The sequence below is a fragment of the Natrinema soli genome (genome assembly GCF_028618695.1).
The window spans coordinates 1-20,520 of sequence record NZ_JAQIVI010000624.1 but is presented as its reverse complement, the minus strand read 5'-3'; the positions used below and the strand labels follow the sequence as shown (position 1 = coordinate 20,520).

The 20,520-nt window shown below is 63.3% G+C and carries 17 protein-coding genes and 1 pseudogene; 7 read left to right on the top strand and 11 right to left on the bottom strand.

Annotated features, from left to right (window positions below; genetic code table 11):
• Both PGX04_RS28420 and PGX04_RS28415 read right to left on the bottom strand, forming a co-directional pair.
• A partial coding sequence (locus PGX04_RS28420; RefSeq protein ID WP_273741557.1) for a heavy metal translocating P-type ATPase occupies positions 1-1,975 on the bottom strand: 1,975 nt, incomplete at its 3' end.
• Positions 1,976-2,040: 65 nt separating this feature from the next.
• A complete protein-coding gene (locus tag PGX04_RS28415; RefSeq protein ID WP_273741556.1) occupies positions 2,041-2,793 on the bottom strand; it encodes a helix-turn-helix domain-containing protein in 753 nt (250 codons plus the stop codon).
• 133 nt (positions 2,794-2,926) lie between these two features.
• On the opposite strand from PGX04_RS28415, the gene PGX04_RS28410 reads away from it, so the two are divergent.
• Positions 2,927-3,724, top strand: a complete 798-nt coding sequence (locus PGX04_RS28410) for a cupin domain-containing protein (protein ID WP_273741555.1) — start codon at positions 2,927-2,929, stop codon at positions 3,722-3,724.
• Between the two features lie 1,117 nt (positions 3,725-4,841).
• Here PGX04_RS28410 and PGX04_RS28405 read toward each other — a convergent pair.
• Entirely contained in the window at positions 4,842-5,987 is a 1,146-nt protein-coding gene (locus tag PGX04_RS28405; RefSeq protein WP_273741554.1) for an acyl-CoA dehydrogenase family protein, read from the bottom strand.
• A 114-nt stretch (positions 5,988-6,101) separates the two neighbouring features.
• Here PGX04_RS28405 and PGX04_RS28400 point away from each other — a divergent pair, with 114 nt between their 5' ends.
• The gene (locus PGX04_RS28400) at positions 6,102-8,075 is read left to right on the top strand and encodes a 3-hydroxyacyl-CoA dehydrogenase/enoyl-CoA hydratase family protein (RefSeq protein WP_273741553.1); all 1,974 of its coding nucleotides are present in this window, start codon (positions 6,102-6,104) and stop codon (positions 8,073-8,075) included.
• Positions 8,076-8,334: 259 nt separating this feature from the next.
• On the top strand, positions 8,335-8,907 hold the full coding sequence (locus tag PGX04_RS28395) for a HalX domain-containing protein (protein WP_273741552.1): 573 nt from the start codon (positions 8,335-8,337) through the stop codon (positions 8,905-8,907).
• On the opposite strand, the gene PGX04_RS28390 is transcribed toward PGX04_RS28395, so the two are convergent.
• From PGX04_RS28390 to PGX04_RS28370, 5 genes are all read right to left on the bottom strand, one after another.
• Positions 8,904-10,904: a PAS domain S-box protein gene (locus PGX04_RS28390; RefSeq protein WP_273741551.1), complete on the bottom strand. Its 2,001-nt coding sequence runs from the start codon at positions 10,902-10,904 to the stop codon at positions 8,904-8,906. The genes PGX04_RS28395 and PGX04_RS28390 overlap by 4 nt on opposite strands.
• Before the next feature lie 167 nt (positions 10,905-11,071).
• Positions 11,072-12,223, bottom strand: coding sequence for an acyl-CoA dehydrogenase family protein (locus PGX04_RS28385; RefSeq protein ID WP_273741550.1), 1,152 nt, complete (start codon positions 12,221-12,223; stop codon positions 11,072-11,074).
• 102 nt (positions 12,224-12,325) lie between these two features.
• Positions 12,326-12,727 (bottom strand): hypothetical protein, encoded by a 402-nt coding sequence (locus PGX04_RS28380; RefSeq protein WP_273741558.1) that lies wholly within the window; start codon positions 12,725-12,727, stop codon positions 12,326-12,328.
• A gap of 166 nt (positions 12,728-12,893) precedes the next feature.
• Positions 12,894-13,271 carry a cupin domain-containing protein gene (locus PGX04_RS28375; RefSeq protein ID WP_273741548.1) on the bottom strand — a complete coding sequence of 126 codons (378 nt, stop codon included), beginning with the start codon at positions 13,269-13,271 and terminating at the stop codon, positions 12,894-12,896.
• Between the two features lie 144 nt (positions 13,272-13,415).
• Positions 13,416-13,841 (bottom strand): CopG family ribbon-helix-helix protein, encoded by a 426-nt coding sequence (locus tag PGX04_RS28370; RefSeq protein ID WP_273741547.1) that lies wholly within the window; start codon positions 13,839-13,841, stop codon positions 13,416-13,418.
• Between the two features lie 564 nt (positions 13,842-14,405).
• Here PGX04_RS28370 and PGX04_RS28365 point away from each other — a divergent pair.
• A complete protein-coding gene (locus PGX04_RS28365) occupies positions 14,406-14,918 on the top strand; it encodes a hypothetical protein (RefSeq protein WP_273741546.1) in 513 nt (170 codons plus the stop codon).
• A 143-nt stretch (positions 14,919-15,061) separates the two neighbouring features.
• On the opposite strand, the gene PGX04_RS28360 is transcribed toward PGX04_RS28365, so the two are convergent.
• Entirely contained in the window at positions 15,062-16,381 is a 1,320-nt protein-coding gene (locus tag PGX04_RS28360; RefSeq protein WP_273741545.1) for an ATP-binding protein, read from the bottom strand.
• A 144-nt stretch (positions 16,382-16,525) separates the two neighbouring features.
• On the opposite strand from PGX04_RS28360, the gene PGX04_RS28355 reads away from it, so the two are divergent.
• Positions 16,526-16,957 carry a hypothetical protein gene (locus PGX04_RS28355; RefSeq protein ID WP_273741544.1) on the top strand — a complete coding sequence of 144 codons (432 nt, stop codon included), beginning with the start codon at positions 16,526-16,528 and terminating at the stop codon, positions 16,955-16,957.
• Positions 16,958-17,098: 141 nt separating this feature from the next.
• Here the strand turns inward: PGX04_RS28355 and PGX04_RS28350 are convergent, their stop codons facing one another.
• Positions 17,099-17,869 carry a creatininase family protein gene (locus PGX04_RS28350; protein WP_273741543.1) on the bottom strand — a complete coding sequence of 257 codons (771 nt, stop codon included), beginning with the start codon at positions 17,867-17,869 and terminating at the stop codon, positions 17,099-17,101.
• A 744-nt stretch (positions 17,870-18,613) separates the two neighbouring features.
• Between PGX04_RS28350 and PGX04_RS28345 the strand changes: the two genes are divergently transcribed.
• Positions 18,614-19,426: a mechanosensitive ion channel family protein gene (locus PGX04_RS28345; protein ID WP_273741542.1), complete on the top strand. Its 813-nt coding sequence runs from the start codon at positions 18,614-18,616 to the stop codon at positions 19,424-19,426.
• A 122-nt stretch (positions 19,427-19,548) separates the two neighbouring features.
• Here PGX04_RS28345 and PGX04_RS28340 read toward each other — a convergent pair whose 3' ends face one another.
• Entirely contained in the window at positions 19,549-20,079 is a 531-nt protein-coding gene (locus tag PGX04_RS28340) for a hypothetical protein (RefSeq protein WP_273741541.1), read from the bottom strand.
• A gap of 139 nt (positions 20,080-20,218) precedes the next feature.
• Between PGX04_RS28340 and PGX04_RS28335 the strand changes: the two are divergent.
• Positions 20,219-20,520: pseudogene (locus PGX04_RS28335) on the top strand (hypothetical protein); the annotation flags it as partial.

Below are 20,520 nucleotides of genomic sequence, written 5' to 3'. Positions count from 1 at the left end.
CGACCTGCTCGGCGATCGCCCGCGCCGTCCCCTCGTTGTCGCCGGTCAGCATCACGACGCGCTCCACGCCGAGCTCCCGAAGGTGCTCGACCACCCGCCTCGAGGCGGGGCGTACCTCGTCGGCGATCGCGATCGCGCCCAGCAGTTCGGTCTCCGTCCCGACGAGGACGACCGTCTTGCCCTCCCGCTCGAGCGCGGCGAGCGTCTCGTCGGCGAACGCTTCGTCGGACTGTGGTGCGTCGGCGGAGACGACACCACCGTCAGTTGCCGAGTGGGCCCGCGAGAGATCGAATCCCAGCTCTTCGAACAGCGCGGGTTTCCCCGCGTAGTACGTCTCGCCACCGTCGGACTCGTCCGACGAGCCTCCGGCTTCGCCGGAGACGTCGATCTCGCCGCGGATTCCCTTGCCGGTCAGGCTCTCGAACTCCGTCGGTTCGGGGAAGTCGCCGACACCGGCCTCTTCGGCCCGGGCAAGGATCGCCGCGGCGATGGGATGCTCGCTCAGTCGCTCCAGTCCGGCGGCGTGGCGAAGGAGCGTCGCCTCGTCGGTGTCGCCGACCGTGACGACGTCGGTGACGGCGAGTTCGCCTTTCGTGAGCGTCCCGGTCTTGTCGACGGCGACGACGTCGACCTCTCCCATCGCCTCGAGGTGATTGCCGCCCTTGATCAGGACGCCGTTCTTCGCGGCGCTGGTGATGCCCGAGACCACCGAGACGGGCGTCGAGATGACGAACGCGCAGGGACAGGCGATCACCAGTAACGTGAGGCCCCGAACGAACCACGTCCCCCAGTCGCCGGCGAACGCGAGTTCGTAGCCGGCGACGCCCGCGGTGACGGGGTCGCCGATGACCAGCGGCGGAACGGCGGCGGTCAGGATCGCCAGCACGACCACCACGGGCGTGTAGTAGCCCGCGAACCGATCGACGAACTGCTCCGTTTCGGTCTGTTTGGCCTGTGCACCCTGCACCATCTCGATGATCCGCGAGAGCGTCGAGTCGCCCGCCGACGAGGTGACTTCGACCTCGAGGTAGCCGTCTTCGGTGATGGTACCGGCGTAGACCTCGTCTCCCGCGGCCTTGTCGACGGGGACGCTCTCGCCGGTGATCGGCGACTCGTCGACCGCACTTCCGCCCTCGCGGACCGTTCCATCGAGCGGGATCTTGTCGCCGGGCCGAACGACGACGGTCTCGCCGACCGCCACGTCCGCCGCGTCGACGGTCACCTCCTCGCCGTCGCGCCTGACTGTGGCCTCGTCCGGCGAGAGCTCCATCAGTTCGCGCAGGGAGTCCCGCGCCCGGTCCATCGCGTACTCCTCGAGCAACTCGGCGATGCTAAAGAGAACCGCCAGCGTCGCGGCCTCGACGAAGTAGCCGATGCCGGTCGCGGCGATGATCGCCGTCCCCATCAGCAGGTCGATGTCGAGGCTCCGGTTTTTCGCGGAGTAGTAGCCGCTCCGGACGACGGGGACGCCGCTGATTGCGACGGCCCCGAGGAAGAGTAGATCCGCGATGCGGAGCGGATGCTCGAGGACGCTCGCTACCGCGACGTTCCCGCCCGTCAGGAGGAACTCGAAGACGAGTCCGAGGGCGACGAACGCCGCACCGAGCCACGTCTTCTTCGCTCGCGGGCTCGTCCAGACCTCCGACGGGGGGGCGACATCGACGCCGTCGGCGCTCGACGCTGACTCGGTCGCCTCATTATCGTCGCCCGTTCCCCCCGTGACCTCGTAGCCGGCACCTTCGATCGCTTCGACCACGTCGGCCTCGCTGGTTCGATCGGGGTCGTACGTGACCGTAGCCGTCCCGGTGGTCGGATTGAGGTCGGCGTCGACGACCCCGTCGACGCGTCCGAGGCTCTTGTCGACCTTTCCCGCACACGATGGACAGTCCATCTCGGGGACGGCGAGTCGAGCGGTCAGCTCCCGCCGCTGACCGCTCTCGTCCGCCACCCTCGTCGCATCCGATTCGTCAGTCATTACCCGGAGGTAAGCGCGTCAGTTCGATAAGCCTTCGTTGGAATATTCCAACTTACCTCGGCACCCTAGAGCGGTGTCGACGGGCCGTCGACCAGTTGCTCGCTCGCGACGTGTTGCTTGGCCAGATGTTCCTCTGCCCGGCGAAGCCGATAGGTGAGCGTCGAACGGGGAACGTCGAGGTGGTCGGCGAGTTCGCCGACATCGACCGCTCGAGGCGATTCGTAGTAGCCGTGTTCCACGGCGGCCCGGAGCGCGGCTTCCTGTTCGGGAGCGAGTGCGTTCGCCCCACCGTTCGCGTCGCCCGTCGCATCGGTATCCGTCGTCGCCGCTCGAAGCATCTCCATCCGGGCGCGGTCACCGACCGCCGCCTCGAGGGAGTCGAAAAAGGCCGCCGCGTCGCCCTCGCCGGAGTGGACGATCCGCCAGGTGTAATGTCGCCCCTCGTGGCGGGTCTCGAACAGCACGCCGTCGCCGAGGTGGTCGCGGGCGATGTGCGGGACCGACGCGCAGTTCGGAGTGCGCTTCCAGTCGGAGTAGAGGACGAGCGTGTCGTCGGTTCGGTCGAGCACCCGCGTGGTCTGGGTCGCGCCGCAGTCGTCGGTCGCGAGGCAGTCCGCGTAGTAGTCGCTGGTGAGGAAGGCGTTTTCAATGTCCTCGAGCGCGTCCGGCGTTCCGGTAACGTGGTCGACCCGCCAGAGGCGGTCGTCGGTCGCGTGCAGCGACAGCGAGCGGACCCGGGCGTCGGGGTGGTCCGCGAGCGCGTCCGCCACCCCGTTGCAGCCGGGTTCGTACTCGAGGGCGAAGACGAACTCTCTCATACCTCGAGGAAGGGGCCGACGCGACAAAGGGTTTCCCGCACGGGTCCGTCAATGTGCCTCGAGGCCGCTACGATCGGCCACGTCTTCGCACACGTGGTCTTCATCGTGCTATCGCTGGTGATGGTGGTCGTCAGTGACTGAAGTAGACGACGGCGTCATAGAACCGCTCGCATACCGTATCGAATCCACTAGTGAATCGTTCAGTACAGGCGAAGCAGTTACCGGAACAACTGTTGATCTCCATATAACCTATCAAAAGCTGTCTGCCGCAGAGACTGAGTTCACCAGAGGGAATATGCGGGTTCCAAGCGGTCTCATTGCAGTGTTATGTATTTACGAGTCGAGCTGGATATTGGATCACATGGAGAAGGCCACTATCTCTGAGGTAGAATCATTCGTGTTTGGTGAGGAGAGCACACGCCGCGGACTCTCTGAACATCTCGGCGCAACCGAGCTTGCACTCAATCAGTATCGGCTCGCTCCCGGTGATGGACTTCCTGGCGGACTTCATACGCATATAGATCAAGAGGAGGTATTTGTGGTACTTGACGGGACAGCGACTTTTGAAACGATGAACGGGAAGGTTACTGTCGATGAAGCCGAAGCGATCAGATTCGGCCCCGGCGAGTTTCAGTCTGGCAAAAACGAAGCAGACAGCGAACTCGTGATGTTGGCCCTAGGCGCGCCTCGTGACACTGACGATATCCGAATTCCGGTAGACTGTCCCGACTGCAACCACGAAACGCTGCGCTTGAATTTTAGTGATAAGATGACGTTCATTTGTCCGGGCTGTAATGGCGAGCACATCCCCCGAAACTGCCTCAACTGTGGGCATGAGGACCTCCGGGTGACCCTGGGAGAAGGAACTCAAACAGTAGTTATCTGCCAGAATTGTGAAACCGAATTCGAACGCCCTCCGCTTCAAGGCTGAAGGCGAGCTATCCTCGCTGTCTGCTCCTCCGACAGTTATCCTCTATACCTAATAGAAACTCAGCGTTCACTTCGCACGTGTAGTTGCCGTTCAGTACAGAGCGTAAGTCTATCACGACTGTCTGTGCAGACGAACCGCGCGTACGAGCAGGCCAGCACCCACCGCGAACGAGATGATTGCCCAGACATCATTTGGAATCGGGTCCTTGATAGTGTCGGTCAGTATTGCTACACCCTACACCAAACATAGCAGTCCAAAGCCGAGTTTCACATACCACGGTAGTCGGGCATACAGGTCCCTGCCAGAATCAGGTCCATTGGCCGACATAAATTGCCGTAGGCCGTTTCGATATATATCACTTCGGACCAACCGACTGTTCTGGTAAGCCCACACACGTAGTTGCCGGTCAGTACAGATGGAGGAGTGAGCAACCTGAAGACTGGTACTGATTAGTAAGTTATCGAAAGGACCAGAGCCACGCAAGACCAATCAGAACGTAGCTAAGCCCAAAACCTGCAAAAAGTAAATTATCGCTCAAAGTACCGAGCCCTACCTGAATAAGACCACATACAACCAGCAGTGGGAGTAGCTTCTTGGCGCGCTCTTGTTGCACATACTGTCATCGATTTATAGGTATATGACTCATTTGATCCCTGTGTTCGCCACTCCGAGCCACCGTCAGATGGCGATTAACCAGTGACAGACTTGCGCTCTGTAGCACGATTTACTCAAAACCATCGCCATTTCATAGAAGCCGCAGCGTTCCATTCGCATGCACGTTTCGCCAGCTGATCCAACGAATTTAGGCCAAAACCAAGACATTGTGAGGAGTTCTATCACGCTCGACTACACGAAAATCAGTGGCCGTGAGCGCGGCTCGAGCGAACGCGAGAGTCGCGCGATCCGGGGAAAGGCAGGCTGCTACCCAATTACGACCGCGAGCGAACGAAGTGAGCGAGCGGGCCGACGACTGACCCGGAACGAAAGCGCGGCGCGAAGCGCCGCGGAAAGGCGAGCGGCAAAGCCGCGAGCCAAGTGGAGGGGAAGGAGGAGTGCTTTTCATCGAAGTTTTGCCGAGGGCGCGGCTTCGCCGCGCCCGCAGAGCAAAAGTTCGGTTCTAGTCGTCTAGCAGTTCCCGCGCGATGACGTTCTTCTGGATCTCGGTGGTGCCCTCGTAGATCTGGGTGATCTTCGAGTCGCGGTAGAAGCGCTCGACGGGGAAGTCGTTGACGTAGCCGGCACCGCCGTGGATCTGGACGGCCTCGTTGGAGACGTCGACGGCGACGCGGGAGGCGTACTCCTTGGCCATCGAGGCGAGCTTCGTGATGTCGTTGCCCTGATCGACGTTCCAGGCGGCCTTGTAGGTCAGGTTGCGCGCGGCCTCGGTCTCGGTGGCCATCTCGGCGAGTTTGTGCTGGATGGCCTGGAACTCCGAGATCGACTTGCCGAACTGCTCGCGGTCCTGGGCGTACTCGCGGGCCGCCCGGAGCGCGCCCTTCGCGATGCCGAGTCCCTGCGCGGCGACGCCGGTCCGGGTGGCGTCGAAGAACTGCATCTGCTGGAGGAAGGCGGCGTCCTCGTCGCCGACGAGGTTCGCCTCGGGGACGCGGACGTCGTCGAAGATGAGTTCGGCGGTGTCGGAGGCCCGGATGCCGAGCTTGCCCGTGATCTTGTCCGAACTGAAGCCGTCGCGGTCGGACTCGACGATGATCTGGCTGAAACCGCCGTAGCGGCTGTCGGCGTCGGGATCGGTCTTACAGAGCACGACGAAGAAGTCGCCGACAGTGCCGTTGGTGATCCACATCTTGTTGCCGTTGATCACCCACTCGTCGCCGTCCTTCTCGGCGCGCGTCGAGACCGAGGAGACGTCGGAGCCGGTGTCGGGCTCGGAAATCGCCGCGCCGGAGATCTTCTCGCCCAGCGCGACGGGCTCGAGGAAGCGCTCCTTCTGGTCTTCGGTTCCGAACTTGCTGATGGCCTCGGTACCGAACGAGCAGGCCATGATCGAGAGCGCGATCCCGGCGTCGTGGGAGAACAGCTCCTCGGCGATGAGCGCCGACTCGAGCGTCGAGTAGCCCGCCCCGCCGTACTCCATCGGAATCGAGGTGCCGACCAGGCCCATCTCGGCGGCCTCCTCGACGATCTCGTGGGGGAACTTCTCCTCGGTGTCGTACTCCTCCGCGTTGGGGACGATCTCGTTTTCGGCGAATCGGCGGACCTCGTCGCGGATCTGCTCCTGTTCTTCGCTGAGTCCGAATTCCATGGACGACCGTTACTATTGCAGCGATAAAGAACTTTGTAACCGTCTGTAAACGGAAGTATAGTTTCTATCATGCGAGGGGAAACGTTGAAACGGGTCCGAATAGGATTTGTGAGCATGGACCTGGAGGATATCAACACTGTCGCAGTTCTAGGTGCAGGTAACATGGGCCACGGTATCGCAGAGGTCGCCGCGATGGCGGGCTACGACGTTACTTTGCGCGATATTGAGGAGGAATTCGTCCAGAACGGCTACGACCAGATCGAGTGGTCGCTCGGCAAGCTCGCCGAGAACGATCAACTCTCCGAAGCGGAAGCCGACGCCGCCCTCGAGCGGGTGACGCCGCTGGTCGACATGGCGGAAGCCGTCAGCGACGCCGACATCGTCATCGAGGCGGTCCCCGAGCAGATGGCGATCAAGAAAGAGGTCTACGCCGAACTCGAGAACGTCGCCCCCGACCGGGCCATCTTCGCGACCAACACCTCGAGCCTCTCGATTACGGACCTCGCGGAGTTCACCGAGCGCCCCGAGCGGTTCTGCGGGATGCACTTCTTCAACCCGCCGGTGCGGATGGACCTCGTCGAGGTCATCTCGGGCGCGGAGAGCAGCGAGGAGACCCTCGAGACGATCGAGGCGCTGGCCGAGGACATCGGGAAGACGCCGGTGCGCGTCCACAAGGACTCGCCCGGGTTCATCGTCAACCGCGTGCTCGTGCCGCTGATGAACGAGGCCTGCTGGCTCGTCCACGACGACGAGGCGACCATCGCCGAGGTCGACTCGACGGCGAAGTACGGGATGGGGCTGCCGATGGGCAGTTTCGAACTCGCCGACCTCACCGGCATCGACGTGGGCTACCACGTGCTCGACTACATGCACGACGTGCTGGGCGAGGCCTACGAGCCGAGCCCGCTGTTCGAGCGGAAGGTCGAGAACGAGGAACTCGGCAAGAAGACTGGCAAGGGATTCTACGACTACGAGGACGGCGAGGGCGTCCAGATCCCGTCCGACGAACAGTCCGACCTCGTCGAAAAGCGGCTGATCGCGGTGCTGGCCAACGAGTCCGCTAAACTGATCAGCAACGACGTCGCGCCGCCCGAATCGATCGACGAGGCGACCAAGCTCGGCGCCGGCTTCCCCGACGGCCCCGTCAAGATGGTCGACGAGTTCGGGATCGAAAACGCCCTCGAGGCGCTCGAGGAAGCCTACGAGACCACCGGGCACGAGCGATACGCGCCCGCGGAGTACCTCGCGAAACGAGCCGACGAGGGCGGGTTTTACGAGAGCGACGAGGACTCGGACGAGGTCGACTTCGAGGCGATCCGCGTCGAGTACCCCGGCGACATGGTCGGCCACATCGTCCTCGACCGGCCACACCGGATGAACACCATCAGCAACGTGCTCCTCGAGGAGCTCTCGGCGGCGATCGACCTGCTCAAGGACGACGGCGAGGTGCGTGCGATCCTCGTCACCGGCGAGGGCGAGAAGGCGTTCTCCGCGGGCGCGGACGTCCAGAGCATGGCCGGCGACGGTGCCGACCCGATCGAGACGACGGAACTCTCGAAGCGGGGCCAGTCCGCATTCGGTCAGTTCGAGACCTGCGAGATGCCCGTTGTCGCGGGCATCGACGGCTTCTGTCTCGGCGGCGGCATGGAACTGTCCATGTGCGCCGACCTTCGGGTTGCGAGCGAACGGTCCGAGTTCGGGCAGCCCGAACTCGACCTCGGGCTGATCCCGGGGTGGGGCGGCACCCAGCGACTGGCGAACATCGTCGGTGAAGGGCGCGCGAAGGAGATCATACTCACCGCCGACCGCTTCGACGCCGAGACGATGGGCGACTACGGCTTCGTCAACGAAGTCGTCGATACCGACGAGCTCGAAGAGCGCGCGCTCGAACTGGCGACCGACCTCGCCGGCGGGCCGCCGATCGCCCAGAAGTTCACCAAGCGCGCGATGCTCGCCGGTCGCGACGATACCGAAGCCGGACTGGAGTACGAGGCGTCCGCGTTCGGTCATCTGATGGCGACCGACGACCTGATGGAGGGTATTATGGCATTCATGGGAGACGGAGAACCGAACTTCCAGGGGGAGTGAACGGACTGTTGGAAGCGATTTTCGGAGCAACCACAGGACGGTTCGCGGTTGCTCCGGTACATCGTTACAGCAGACCGTATGAGGCGACCGCCGACGAACGGAGCGTCGGATCCGTCACGAAGTATGAGTGATCGAACCGGCTCCCAAATTGACCTGTAATAATTTTGCATAGTTGACATCTGGTCGCGAGATTTATCACAGAGAGGTACCATTGGTGACGCGTGGCTGTAACCGATGAAGAGAATGGAGGAGCTCTCCAATGAGTGACGGGCCCGAGGTGCTCGTTGTTGACGACGAGGCTCGGCTCGCGGACCTGTTCGCCGCCTGGCTACAGGCCGACTGGGCCGTCGAGACGGCCTACGACGGTGAAGAGGCGCTCGAGAAGATGGCCGACTCCGTCGAGGTCGTGCTTCTCGATCGGCGGATGCCCGGACTCTCCGGCGACGAAGTCCTCGAGCAGATCCGCGAGCAGGGATACGATTCGCGGGTGGTAATGGTGACGGCGGTCGATCCGGACTTCGACATCATCGAGATGGGGTTCGACGACTACCTCGTCAAACCGGCCTCGAAGGACGAGCTCGTCGATATGGTCGACGACGTCGCCGACCGTTCCGACTACGAGTCCGATATACAGGAGTACTACGCGCTCGTCTCGAAGAAGGCGCTACTGGAGTCCGAGAAGGCCGACCGAGAACTCGCGGACAACGAGGAGTATCAGGACCTCAGCGACCGCGTCGCGGAACTCGAGCAGCGCGTCGACGAGACGGTCTCCGGAATGTCCTCCCACGACGATTTCGTCGGCGCATTTCAAGACCTCCAGTCCGAGAACTAGACGCTGATTTCGAACTCGAACCGAGCCCCTCCATCCTCGCTTTCAGTCGCGACGACCGACCATCCGTGTCCGGTAGCGACTTCTCTGACGATCCAGAGGCCGATTCCGAGCCCCTCCGTCGACGACGAAACCGACGGATCGAAGATTTCGTCCCGGAGTTCCTCGGGGAGCCCCTCTCCGTCGTCTTCGATGAAGAATCCCCGCGCACGTCCGTCCCGTTCGCCACGGCTCTCTTGCCTGTCACGTCCGTCTCTCCCGTCTCGCTCGAGCGGTCCGACGCGAACGGTCTCGGTCGTGTCGCCGTGTTCGATACTATTCCTGAAACAGTTCTCGAGGAGCCGCAGAAGTCGCGAGCGGTCGGCCTCGAACGTCATCGTGTCCGTGACCGACAGCGTCGCCTCCGCGGTCGAGACGTGGTCCCACGCTTCGTAAGCGATCGACTCGAGATCGGTGGGGTCGGTGTCTGCGGCCCAGTCGCCCTCGCGGGCGATGGCCAGCACGTCCTCGATGATCGACTCCATCCGATCGAGTCCACCGCGGGTCTTTTCGGCGTGCTCGATATCCCCGGTCTCCTCGAAGAGTTCGAGGTAGCCCTGGGCGACGCCGAGCGGATTGCGGAGGTCGTGGCTGACGATCCGAGCGAACGTATCGAGTCGCTCGTTGCGTTCGCGAAGTTTCCGTTCGCTTCGCTTTCGCTCCGTGATGTCGCGGAGGACGCCCACCGAGCCGAGAAACTCGTCGTCGGGAACGAGGACCGCGACCTGGGCCTCGCAGGGGATCCGCTCGCCGGCTTTCGTCTCGAGTGGCAGTTCGATGGTTTCGGTGTGACTCTCGGCCTCGAGCAGCGATCGAATGAGGGTCGTCGCGGCGGTGACGTCCTCGCGATCGAACAGGATCGACGCGTGTTCGCCGAGCAGCCCCTCGCGGCTATAGCCGGTCATCTCGATGAGAGCGTCGTTGATGGTCGTGAAGTGGCCCGCGTCGTCGAGGACGTACATCCCGTCACCGGCCGTTTCGACGAGTCGCTCGTACCGGTGGAGGGCGCGTTCTCGCTGGTCGAGGCGGCCGCGAACGGCGATCGTCTCGAGGACGTGAGACGCGGTCGCAGCGATCGCCCGGATCGCGTCCCGTTCGCGTGCGGAAATCGGATTCATCGCGTAGACGACCGCCACTCCGTACAGCTCACCGCGTGCCGCAAGGGGTGCAACGGCGACAGATCGAGCGCCCCGCTCGAACGCACGGTCGCCGAACGGGACGGCATCGCTCTCGTTTTCGTCGTACCGCCGATACTCGATCTCCCCAGTGTGAATCACTCGCTCGAGTAGCGGCTGCTCGCCGTCGCCGATACTGACGGTTCGGTGTAGCGACCACGCCATCGCCCCGGGGTCCGACAGCCACGGCACGATCTCGCGTTCGCCGCGGTCGTACTCGCCGACCCAGGCGAACACGAATCGATCGCTGCCGGTCAGCTCCTCGCGGAGCACCCGTTCGACCGCCAGCGGCGAGGTTGCATCGACCAGCCGGCGGCGAACGGCACCGACGATTCCGGCGAGCTCAGCGGGCAACTCTCGGACTGACACCGTCGTCTCGGTCGTAAGATCGCTCGTGTTCGGGTCGCCCGCTCTCGGGAGTTCCGCGCTCGAGCCGTCGTCGAGTCGATCGGTGATGGCGGCCGCCAGCTGCGCTCCCGGTTCGATCTCCGCAGCCCGGACGATCACTTCGCTCAACACCCCTCCGCCGTCGTCGCTCGCCCCCCAGGAGACGAACGTTGGCGTCCTCGGGGCCTCGGACTCGACGGTATCGACGAGCACCGGCACGTCCGTCACCGTGCTCGCGTCGATGACGACCGCGTCGATCCCTTCCCGCTCGAGTCGATCGATCGCCGCCGCGGGCCGCTGGGCGATGACGACGTCGACGGGGACGTCCGTCAACGACAGCGTGACGGCCGCTCGCGTCGACCGATCGCCGCTCACACAGAGCACGCGTGGCCGGCTCATAACGAGGCAGTACGGGAAAGTATCATCTCGATCACCACAGTAGTTAGTCTGCCCGATCTCATGTTACCGACCGAGATTGTTCTTTCGGCCGACGTGTGACAGCGGCGTCGCCGTAGGTGACTGCCGAACCGGCTCGTCGCTACGGTCGATGGGACCGCAGCCGTCGATCAGGGAGCCTGCCCGTAAATGAGGTTGCGCTGAATTTCGTTCGCCCCCTCGTAGATGACCGGGATGCGGGCGTCGCGGAAGACGCGGGCGATCCGACGCTCGTCGAGGATCGAGCGGCCGCCGTGGAACTGCATGCTCTGCTCGGACACGTCGACGGCCGTCTCGGTCGCCTTCGTCTTCGCCATCGCGGCCCAGTACCCCGCGTTACCTTCGTTCGCGACCTTCTCGCGGGCGCGCCAGGTGAGCGTTCGGGCGCTCTCGAACTCGAGTAGCATGTCGGCGAGACCGTGCTGGACGGCCTGGAAATCGCTGATCGTCCGGCCGAACTCCTCGCGATCGTGCGTGAACTCCCAGGCCTCCTCGATGGCGGCCGCGGCGATGCCGAGTCCGTGGCCGGCGACGGCGACGCGTCCGTGATTGAAGAAGTCCGCGAGCAGCATGAAGCCGTCACCCTCCTCGCCGATCAGGTTTGACGCGGGAATTCGGCAGTCGTCGAACTCGATGTGCGCCTGCTTCGAGGCGCGCATCGCCATCTTCTCGGGGATGTGCTCGGCCTCGTAGCCGTCGGTATCGGTCGGGACGATGAACATCGAGTGATTCCCGTAGGGATTGTCCTCGTCGTCCCCGGTGCGGGCGTAGAGCGTCACCCAGTCCGCCTCGACGCCGTTGCCGATCCAGTACTTCTCGCCGTTGATGACGTACTCGTCGCCATCTTTCTCCGCTCGGGTCTGCATCCCCGAGAGGTCGCTTCCCGTCTCGGGTTCCGAAACCGCCAGTCCCGAGCGCTGCTCGCCCGCCGCGACCGGCCGGATGTACTCCTCGCACTGCTCGTCGGTGCCGTGTTCGTAGGTAATCTCGCAGCCGAAACTCGCCAGCTGCAGCGTCAGCGCGATCCCCGCGTCGGCCCGGTAGAACTCCTCCGTGATCGCGAGCAACTGCGCCAGATCGAGCCCCCGACCGCCCCACTCCTCCGGAATGTCCTGTGCCACGAGGTCGGCTTCCTGACCGGCCTCGAGGATCTCCTCGGGGTACTCGCCGGCCTGAAAGCACTCCTGAGCATTGGGTTCGATGTGTTCGCGAGCGAACTCGCGGGCCTCGACCTTGACGTCTCGAGCGTGTTCCGGAACGATGCTCTCGTCGAGTAGCTCCATATCCCGCTGAACGGTCGCGCGGTCCAAATAGCCGCGGTCGAACAATGCAACCCGAGAAACCGCCGTGTTCGACGCGGTTCGACGGGCATCGCCGGGTCGTCCCTAGCGGAGCGTTCGCGTGAGGTCGTCGACGGATGCGGCCGCGTCCGCGTGGTCCTCGAGCAGGCTGATATCCCAGACGAGGTCGGCGAGCAGGTGAGCGTAGAGAACGACGCCGGTGACGATAGCGAGTGGAACGCTGGCGATGGCGATCACCGGGACCGCGATTCCGGCCAGGACGACGTGGCTCAACAGTCGCGAGAGGACGCCGACGTCACCGGGCTCGAAAATTTCCGACTGGTCCGCGACGGCCGCACGCGGATCGGTGAGACAGAATCGGACGGCGTCCCAGTCGCCGGTCTTGAGACGAGCGATGAGAAAGTGATCGAGGTCGATGAGGACGCCGACTGCGGTGCCGTAGGCGACGACGGCCGCGGCGGGGACCGAATGGCCGAAGAGCGTTATCGACGGGAGCAGTGCGGTCAGAACCCCGGCGACGACGAGCGACGCGGCAGCGTGGTGTTTCGAGTAGATCGAGACTCACCTACTGGAGGTGACGACGTGAGGCAACTAAACCGTCCTGCCTCTTTCCGATTCCGGACGCCACGGCCGTCCCGTCGCCGATCGAGACTTACCCGGCGAATCCCGACAGGAGCCACTCGCCGCCGTCGCCCTCGTCGTCAGCGATGCTCGGCGCGCTCACGAGGACGAACGCGCTCTCTCGGTCGCCGTTGCGGATCTGGCGCGTCGACGCCGGCGGGATCCACAGCGCGTCGCCGGTTTCCATCGCGACCGGTTCGTCGTCGACGACGACGGTCGCCTCTCCCTCGATGAGGACGTAGATCTCCTCGTGGTCGTTGTCCGTGTGATCGTGGGGCTTGCTCTTCCAGCCCGGATCGCAGCGAGCCACCGTTACCCCCACCTGCTCCGTCTCGAGCGGATCGCTCAGAACGTGCATCGCGCTCGAGACCTGCTCGACCTCCTCGTAGTTGACCTTCCGGTATGTCATATAGACCCTTACGTGAGGACGACAGTAAAACTATACTGTTGACTGGCTTTGTTCACGGAATTCGCCGAGCCCTTCTCGTCTCTCCCAGCATGAAATCTGGTTGACGGTATGTGCGGTTCGCATCGTCTCGATTCGTCTCGCGACCTACCCCTGGGCGAGCGGATCGAAACTGTCGACCGGCATGACCGAGTAATCGACCGTCAGCGCGTCCTTGGTCGCTCGAATCTTTCCGACGAACGCCGAGATATCCTCGAGTTCACCCTCGAGGACGAACAGTTCCATGCAGTAGTGGTTACCGACGTGGCTGTGAAAGTTCGACGCGACGAGACTCTCGTGTTCGTGGCGCAGGTGCATCATCCGTTCCTCGACGCTCGTCGTCTCGTAATCGAACAACACCGTGACGATTCCCATCAGATCCCGCTCTTCCAGCCGGGTGTCCTCGAACTCGCCCAACAGGTTTCGCGAGGCTTCCCTGACGACTTCGCTCCGACCGGTGTATCCGTGCTCTTCGGCGAACTGATCGAGCCGATCCAAGAGTTCGTCCGGCATCGAGACGCTGACGACTGCCATATAATAAATCTGCCGCCCATATCTATTAAGGATTATCATCGTGCTCTGTCGACACGCCGATGAGGCGCCCGTCCGTCGTCGAACGGGACGGCGGTGACGATCGGTTCGGCCGCGAACGAGCGGTTCCGTCGGATCGTCTCGATTCCAGCCCAGTTCTGCACGGACAGCGTCGTTCGGAAATTTTTCGTCGACGGTATCGTCAATCGCCAGTCCCGCTGGTGGATTTGCTCGAGTCGAAAGACGGTGACGGCCCGAACGTTCGGAGCGCTACTCGGAAATCATCCCCTGTTCGAACAGTCGTCTATCTATCGGATTATTGAGAAAAGGTTAAAGAACGTACCGTTCGACAGAACACGGGCTAGAAAGATATCCGCAGCGGAGAACGAGGACGGGAGTGGAACACCTCCGACTTCTCCCTACGATGGCATAAGCCTTTCCCACGGAAGTGGCGACGCTGGCGGTGTTTCGGCCGATTCCCTTCGGCCACCGAACCCGTCTCAGCGGGCGTCCGTCCCGCGCTACTGGGAGGTGGCCGAGCTATCGCAACGACCCTAGCGAGAGACAATGCGACAGTTTACACACCAGACCCGTTCGCAGGGAGGACCGACGGAGACGACCGGCCGACCGACCGACTCGAGCCGCGGAACCGAACTATCGCGCGTTCACTCGGCGCTGTTACTCGCGCCGTGTACCGTGTCGACGATCTACCTTGGACTCGCCGTCGCGGTTGGCCCGGCGCTCTTCGACACCGGCGCGTCGGGCGGCTCGCGAGTCGTCGCGTTCGTTCTGCTCGGATCGTTGCTCCACCTCGCGGGATACGCCACCATCCGGTTGGACAGAGAGAGCCACCGGATGGCCCGCCGAGCGAACGGATGGCATCCGGACTCGCGGCTGTACGTCGGTGGCGGTGCAGTCGCACTCCTGGGGCTACGGCTGTGTGAGATGATCGTCACGGGACGGTCGGTCTCCGCACCGATGATCTATTTCCTCGGAAACGCGGTCGTCGCCGTCCCGCTCGCGTCGATCGTCGCCGGGCCGGTGTACTGGCTGAATCGGCGTCGCACCGCGAGCCGGTGACGGAGTCCGGAGCGACGACGAGGTGGGACGCGGATCGGTTCCTGCGCCGCTCGCTCGACGTGTCCGTGCAATTACGTCGCTTTCCGCGTCGTTGCGTTGATTTCCCTGTTGTTACGTCGCCCTTACGGGCATTGCTACCGTGCTCACATCACCAGTAGCATCCCCAGCACGACGAGCGCGTAGCACGACACCACACTCAGCAGCGCCACCAGTCGATAGCCGGACCGTTCGTAGGGTCCCGGTCGACGAGGGTACCGTCTCCCGACGAGTAGCTCGTCGAGACGGGCGACCGTTTCCGCCACTCTCGCCTCGAGTCTCGAAACGGCCACCAAGTGGTACCAGACGAACGAGTCGTACAGATACACGACGATCGCGCCGATTTCCCAGAGCGGATCCGCCGCGTCCGTCGGCGTTTCGCGCCGTTCGCGCCGCCGCTCGAGCGACGGTTTCGTTTCGGCCGCGGGGAACGACGAGTGGGCGACCGGTGATTCGTCGTACCGTATCTCCGTCCCGTCGTTTCGGTCCGAACGGATAGTCGAATCGCTTCGGTCCGAGTCGTCGGGTACCGATTCGTCGTCGGTCTCCGACGATGGCGGGGACTCACTCGCCGGGGTACTCGACCCGGTTCCCCGATCGGTCGCGTCGTCGGGTTCCGAGCGGTTCAGGTCCTCGAGCGACGGCGTCGCCCCGGCGTCGTCGGTGTGTCTTCGCCGGAACTGAACGCGAGTGGTCGATTCGTCCCAGTCCGTCTGCACCACCGCTTCGCCGTCCCCCAACGACTGGACCGTTTCGGCCGTCCCGCTCCCCAGAATCCGACCGACGACGTCCGTGTCGTTCTTCCACGTCAACCGATGCCAGACGAACCAGTCGCACTGCGTGATATAGTCCTTGTCGACCGACGCGGGTCGCTGCGAGAGACAGCAGATGCCGATGCCACGCTTTCGACCGCGTTTGGCCACGCGAATGAGCAGCGATTTCAGATCCGATCCGCCCCGCCCGCCCCGCTGGGGAATGAACTCGTGGGCTTCCTCGAGGAGTATCAAGAACGGAATACGGTGGTCGTGTTCGGCGATGAACAGCGCCTCGATCGTGTTCGAAAGAACGGCTTCGGTTTCGTCCTCGGTGGGGTACGTCGAGACGTCCAGCAGAACGGGAACGCGGTCCCCGAGGGCGACCGATGCGAGTTGATCGGTGTCTTCGGCCGAAACCTGTCGATCACACGCGTCGCTCCCGCCGGCGTGCAAGAGATCGTACGATTCCCGTAATCCGGTGTACTCCCCGTCTGTGTCGACGATCAAGAGCGGAAGATGCCGATCGAGCAACTCCTCGACGATCACGCTTGCGGTGTTCGACTTCCCGCTGCCCGATTTCCCGGTGATAAACCCACGGCCGGTGAGTACGTCCTCCACCGGAAACGTGAATCCGTCGTCCGAAACCGACAGTTTCTCGATCGAATCGGGCATTTCGCTTGACCCATTTGAATTCATTCTATAAATGCTTCCTGTCCGTTCAGCGACTGATCGGCGGACGGACGAGTCGGGGCTCGAGGGTCGAAATCGAGACAATCGACCTCAATGTTTTTCTCCCATGGGTTTCCTCCAAGAGACATGGACTGGGGTAGCGCGTTCGAAGCCGTCGGCGGACGAGTGGTCGGAGCGATCGTCGGCGTCACCATCGTCCTGACCGCGTGTCTGGTCGGTGCGATGGCGATGGTAGGCGGTGACACGATCGGAGTCGACAATCGATTTCCGTACTACGTTCTCGTAACCGCCATCGGGTTCGTGGCGAGTCTCTGGAAACTCGACGAGAACGATGCCGACGGAACGACGGTCCTCATCGCGACGGCCGGGATCGCGCTCGCCAGCGGGATCCTATTTTCGTTCGCGGTCGAGGGGGTCGTCTTCGGGATTCGCAACCCCAATCGGATCCTCAGCTCGCAACTGCTCGTCTACTTCCTGGCCGCCGGCTTGATCTGTACCGCGCTCGGCATGTGGTGCCTTCGACACTGGCGTGAGTTTACGGTGTACGAGTCGGCATAATCACGATTCTCGAAGGAACGTCGCTCGGCGGCTCCGGTGGGAGGGTGACCGGAACTGCGATCCGGACTGCCGAGACCGCTCGCGACCGGTCCTCCGTGTGTCCTCCCGCCGTGTGCCCTCTCTCTGCCGTCCTTCCACGCTCTACACGTGTTCTCTCGGCATGAGATCCTCGAACTGTTGCTCGGCGAGCCAGTCGGCGAGGCTGACGAGTTGCGCCGACGCCGCCTCGAAGAGCCGTTCGCCCTTCTCGGCGGTCGCATCCGTCTGATCGCCGAGGACTCCGTTGTTCGTATTGTCGGCCGCATCGTAGAACGTTCGCGAGCCGTGTTTGATCGTCTCGGCCGCTTCGACGCCCGGGATCCCGGTGTCTCTGGCCTCCTCGAGTCGGTCGTCGTGAACCAACTCCGGCTCGAGGTACTGGATCAGCGCGGTCTCCTTCGGACCGCCGTGGGGACCGTTCTGTTCGAACAGTTCGTCGACGAGTTCCGGGATCGAGTCGTTCCACATCCACTCGATAGCGTACGCGACTTCGTCCTGCCGAAGGCGTGCCCCGACCTCGCGCAGGTGGGGGACGTTCCCGCCGTGGGCGTTGACGTAGATCACCCGATCGATCCCGTGCGTCGTGAGGTTTCGAGTCAACGATTCCATATACTCTCGGAACGCCGGCGGCTCGACCCACATCGTCCCGTGGAACTGCCGGTGGTGGCCGCTGACGCCGACGGTAATCGTCGGCGTACAGAGGTATCCCGTCCGATCCGCGACCGCCCGCGCGAACGCTTCGCCGATCAGGTGATCGGTCGCCTCCGGCAGGTGCGGCCCGTGCTGTTCTGTCGATCCCAGCGGGACCAGTGCGAGTGATTCCGATTCGAAGTACGACTCGAGGTCGGGCCACGCTTCGTCGCCGAGGTACATGATGAGCGTTTCGCGTGCGAGCCACCAATAACGTGTTGTCGACGGCAGACCCGCGAGCGAACCCGGTTTGGACTCCGGTCGCAGTATCAGCATCGAATTCGACGGGTCAGGATGCGAATTCGTGACGCCAGCGGCGTCGACGCGTCGAAGTCGGTAATCAAATGTTACCGAGTTCGGCGGTGTTCGTGGGTGCTCCCGATCTCTCTGCCCAATTCGTTCCGTCGAGATGAACGGATCGACGTCGTATTTCGAGAATCATTTCGAATTGTTGCCTATAAAGAGGCCGTTTGCCCGATTTATTTGACACAAAGTTGGAGTACCTGGATCCGTGGAGCGCTGGCAATGACGGCCACGCACCGTGTCGAAACCGGCCGCGTTCGGCCACGATATCCCCGTCCCGTCCGACGGACCGTCGACTGGCCCTATGAGTGAAACCGGACAGGTTTGGCCAATCGGTGCCTCCAGTCGGTTTCACTCGATTGATAGCTGTTCGGTGCCGATTTCGAACTCGGTCACAAAACGCATTTATCGCCCGCCGGCTTGGGAGTCGTCTCTCGATCGCTCGCCAGAAACGCTGTCGTCCCGGGCCGAACCCGTCACGAACTGTCACGGTACGGTCGTCGCGCAATTCGCCGTAACAGACACTTCAATCGTTGCGGCGACAGCGACCGGAAAAGATTGGTTTTGTAACTAATTGATATGCACTCAATTACGAAAGGCGGATGGCACCAACTACGACCGCACATGGCACCACTGTACCCCGCTCAAGCACAGGTTCCGGACTGGCTACAAGACCCGATCGCGGAGCTGATCACGTTCCTCCCGCGGATCGTCGGTGCGCTGGTGATCCTCTTCATCGGCTGGATCATCGGCCGACTGGCCGCGGGTGTCGTCCGACGGATCGCCGACGGCGTCGAACTCGACCGAATGGTCCTCGAGACGCCGCTGGGGCGCATCCTCGGCGGTACCGAACAGGCCGTCTCGAGCGCGTTCGGCTCGCTGGCGAAGTGGTTCGTCTACGCGCTCGCGTTCCTCGCGGCCGCGAATGCACTGGCGATCCCGTTGCTGTCGGAGTGGATCGCGACGGCGGTCTCCTACCTGCCGGCGTTCATCGCGGGGCTGCTCGTCATCACCATCGGGTTCGTCGTCGCCGACTTCATCGGCGACGCGATCGAACGAACTCGCGCGGCGACCCAGACCGCCTACACCACGTGGTTCGCCACCGGCGCACGGATGTTCCTCTACTTCACGGCGATCGTCATCGGCCTCGACACGATGGGGATCGACGTCGGCATCCTCTACGTGTTCGCACGAGCGCTCGCGTGGGGTCTCGGCGCGGCAATCGCCATCGGTGCCGGCATCGCGTTCGGCTGGGGCGGCAAGGACTACGTCGCCGAGAATATCGGCCACTGGATGAGCCGAACGAGCAGCGTTACGCCGACCGAGGAGGAGACGGGCGGGAGCCGATCCCGCAGCGGTGAACGCACCGGGAGCGGTCCGAGCACCGATCGCGAACCCGGATCCGAGCCCGGTCCCGGGCCGAGCGACGACGACTGATCGCACACGTCGAATCGCGTAGTCACTCTCGCGATCGACGCTGTCGGCACAGTATCAATCGCAGTCGATGCTGTCTGCACAGTACCCACGCGGGCCGATTCCGATCGGTCGCGCCGCGACGGTCAGTCGGCTTCGATTCCGGTCGCGGCTCGAGCCGCCGGATCGTCGGCCTCGTCGCGCGGAAACAGCGGTTTGACTGGGACGATCACGTGGGTTCTGACGAGTCCGTCGTCGTGCCGTCGCAACTTTTTCAGGTGTGCGATCGAGTGCGAGCCGCTGTACCCGTCCTCGATGCGCTCGCAGATCGCGTCGAACTCGGCCTCGTCGAACAGTTCGGCCGAGATCCTGTCCGTCTCGACCGCGACGCTCCCGCGACGGGCGTAGACGTCGAGGCGGCCCTCGAACGCGTACTCGAGTTCCTCAATCCAGCCGTGGACCTCGCCGACCGACGGGCGGTCAGGGGCGGTCGGAAAGGTGATCGACGCCCGATACCGGTCGGGACGCTCCCGGACGTGTCGCTGCCAGAGTCGCCCGAGACGCCCTGCGGTTCCGGCACCGGGCAACCCCGATGCGACGTCGGTGAGTCTCTTGGCCGCGGCCGACGAGTACCGTTGGAGGACTGTAACGGGATCGGCTCCATCGCGTTCCCTCATTCGTTCTCACGTTCGACTTGCGGGCATCGGTAATACGTCCTTTGTTGTGAAAAACGGTCGATCGTCGAGACGGTCACGAGATCGAGCAGATCATCGCTTCGCGAGAGTTTTGTACAATCCGTTACTACCGCCGCACAGAATGCCTCGAATAGGCCGCAGCCGCTCGATTCCCTTCCTCGCCGGCTCCGTCGCGATCGTCGCCCTCGGTGTCGCGGGTAATACCGGCTTTGACTCTCCCCGCCGAACGATTCCCGCGCTCCTCTTGATCGCGCTCGGCGTCGCCGGCGTCACCAGTACGACCCGGGAGTACAGCACGACACAGCTCCGCCACACGGCGAAGCGATGGTGGCTGCTCGCGTTCGCGACGTTTCTCCCGTACGCGCTGGCGACCGCTCCCGACAGCGAGGAGGCGGCCGCCGTCGGCGACGCGTTCGCCGGTCC

Bases quoted from the DNA above. Each gene is read 5' to 3' on its own strand.
- PGX04_RS28415 (WP_273741556.1), bottom strand. From the start codon at position 2,793: ATGAGAGAGTTCGTCTTCGCCCTCGAGTACGAACCCGGCTGCAACGGG.
- PGX04_RS28345 (WP_273741542.1), top strand. From the start codon at position 18,614: ATGGCACCACTGTACCCCGCTCAAGCACAGGTTCCGGACTGGCTACAA.
- PGX04_RS28350 (WP_273741543.1), bottom strand. From the start codon at position 17,869: ATGTACCTCGGCGACGAAGCGTGGCCCGACCTCGAGTCGTACTTCGAA.
- PGX04_RS28370 (WP_273741547.1), bottom strand. From the start codon at position 13,841: ATGGCAGTCGTCAGCGTCTCGATGCCGGACGAACTCTTGGATCGGCTC.
- PGX04_RS28405 (WP_273741554.1), bottom strand. From the start codon at position 5,987: ATGGAATTCGGACTCAGCGAAGAACAGGAGCAGATCCGCGACGAGGTC.
- PGX04_RS28385 (WP_273741550.1), bottom strand. From the start codon at position 12,223: ATGGAGCTACTCGACGAGAGCATCGTTCCGGAACACGCTCGAGACGTC.
- PGX04_RS28365 (WP_273741546.1), top strand. From the start codon at position 14,406: ATGCGACAGTTTACACACCAGACCCGTTCGCAGGGAGGACCGACGGAG.
- PGX04_RS28355 (WP_273741544.1), top strand. From the start codon at position 16,526: ATGGACTGGGGTAGCGCGTTCGAAGCCGTCGGCGGACGAGTGGTCGGA.
- PGX04_RS28400 (WP_273741553.1), top strand. From the start codon at position 6,102: ATGGACCTGGAGGATATCAACACTGTCGCAGTTCTAGGTGCAGGTAAC.
- PGX04_RS28340 (WP_273741541.1), bottom strand. From the start codon at position 20,079: ATGAGGGAACGCGATGGAGCCGATCCCGTTACAGTCCTCCAACGGTAC.
- PGX04_RS28375 (WP_273741548.1), bottom strand. From the start codon at position 13,271: ATGACATACCGGAAGGTCAACTACGAGGAGGTCGAGCAGGTCTCGAGC.
- PGX04_RS28360 (WP_273741545.1), bottom strand. From the start codon at position 16,381: ATGCCCGATTCGATCGAGAAACTGTCGGTTTCGGACGACGGATTCACG.
- PGX04_RS28390 (WP_273741551.1), bottom strand. From the start codon at position 10,904: ATGAGCCGGCCACGCGTGCTCTGTGTGAGCGGCGATCGGTCGACGCGA.
- PGX04_RS28395 (WP_273741552.1), top strand. From the start codon at position 8,335: ATGAGTGACGGGCCCGAGGTGCTCGTTGTTGACGACGAGGCTCGGCTC.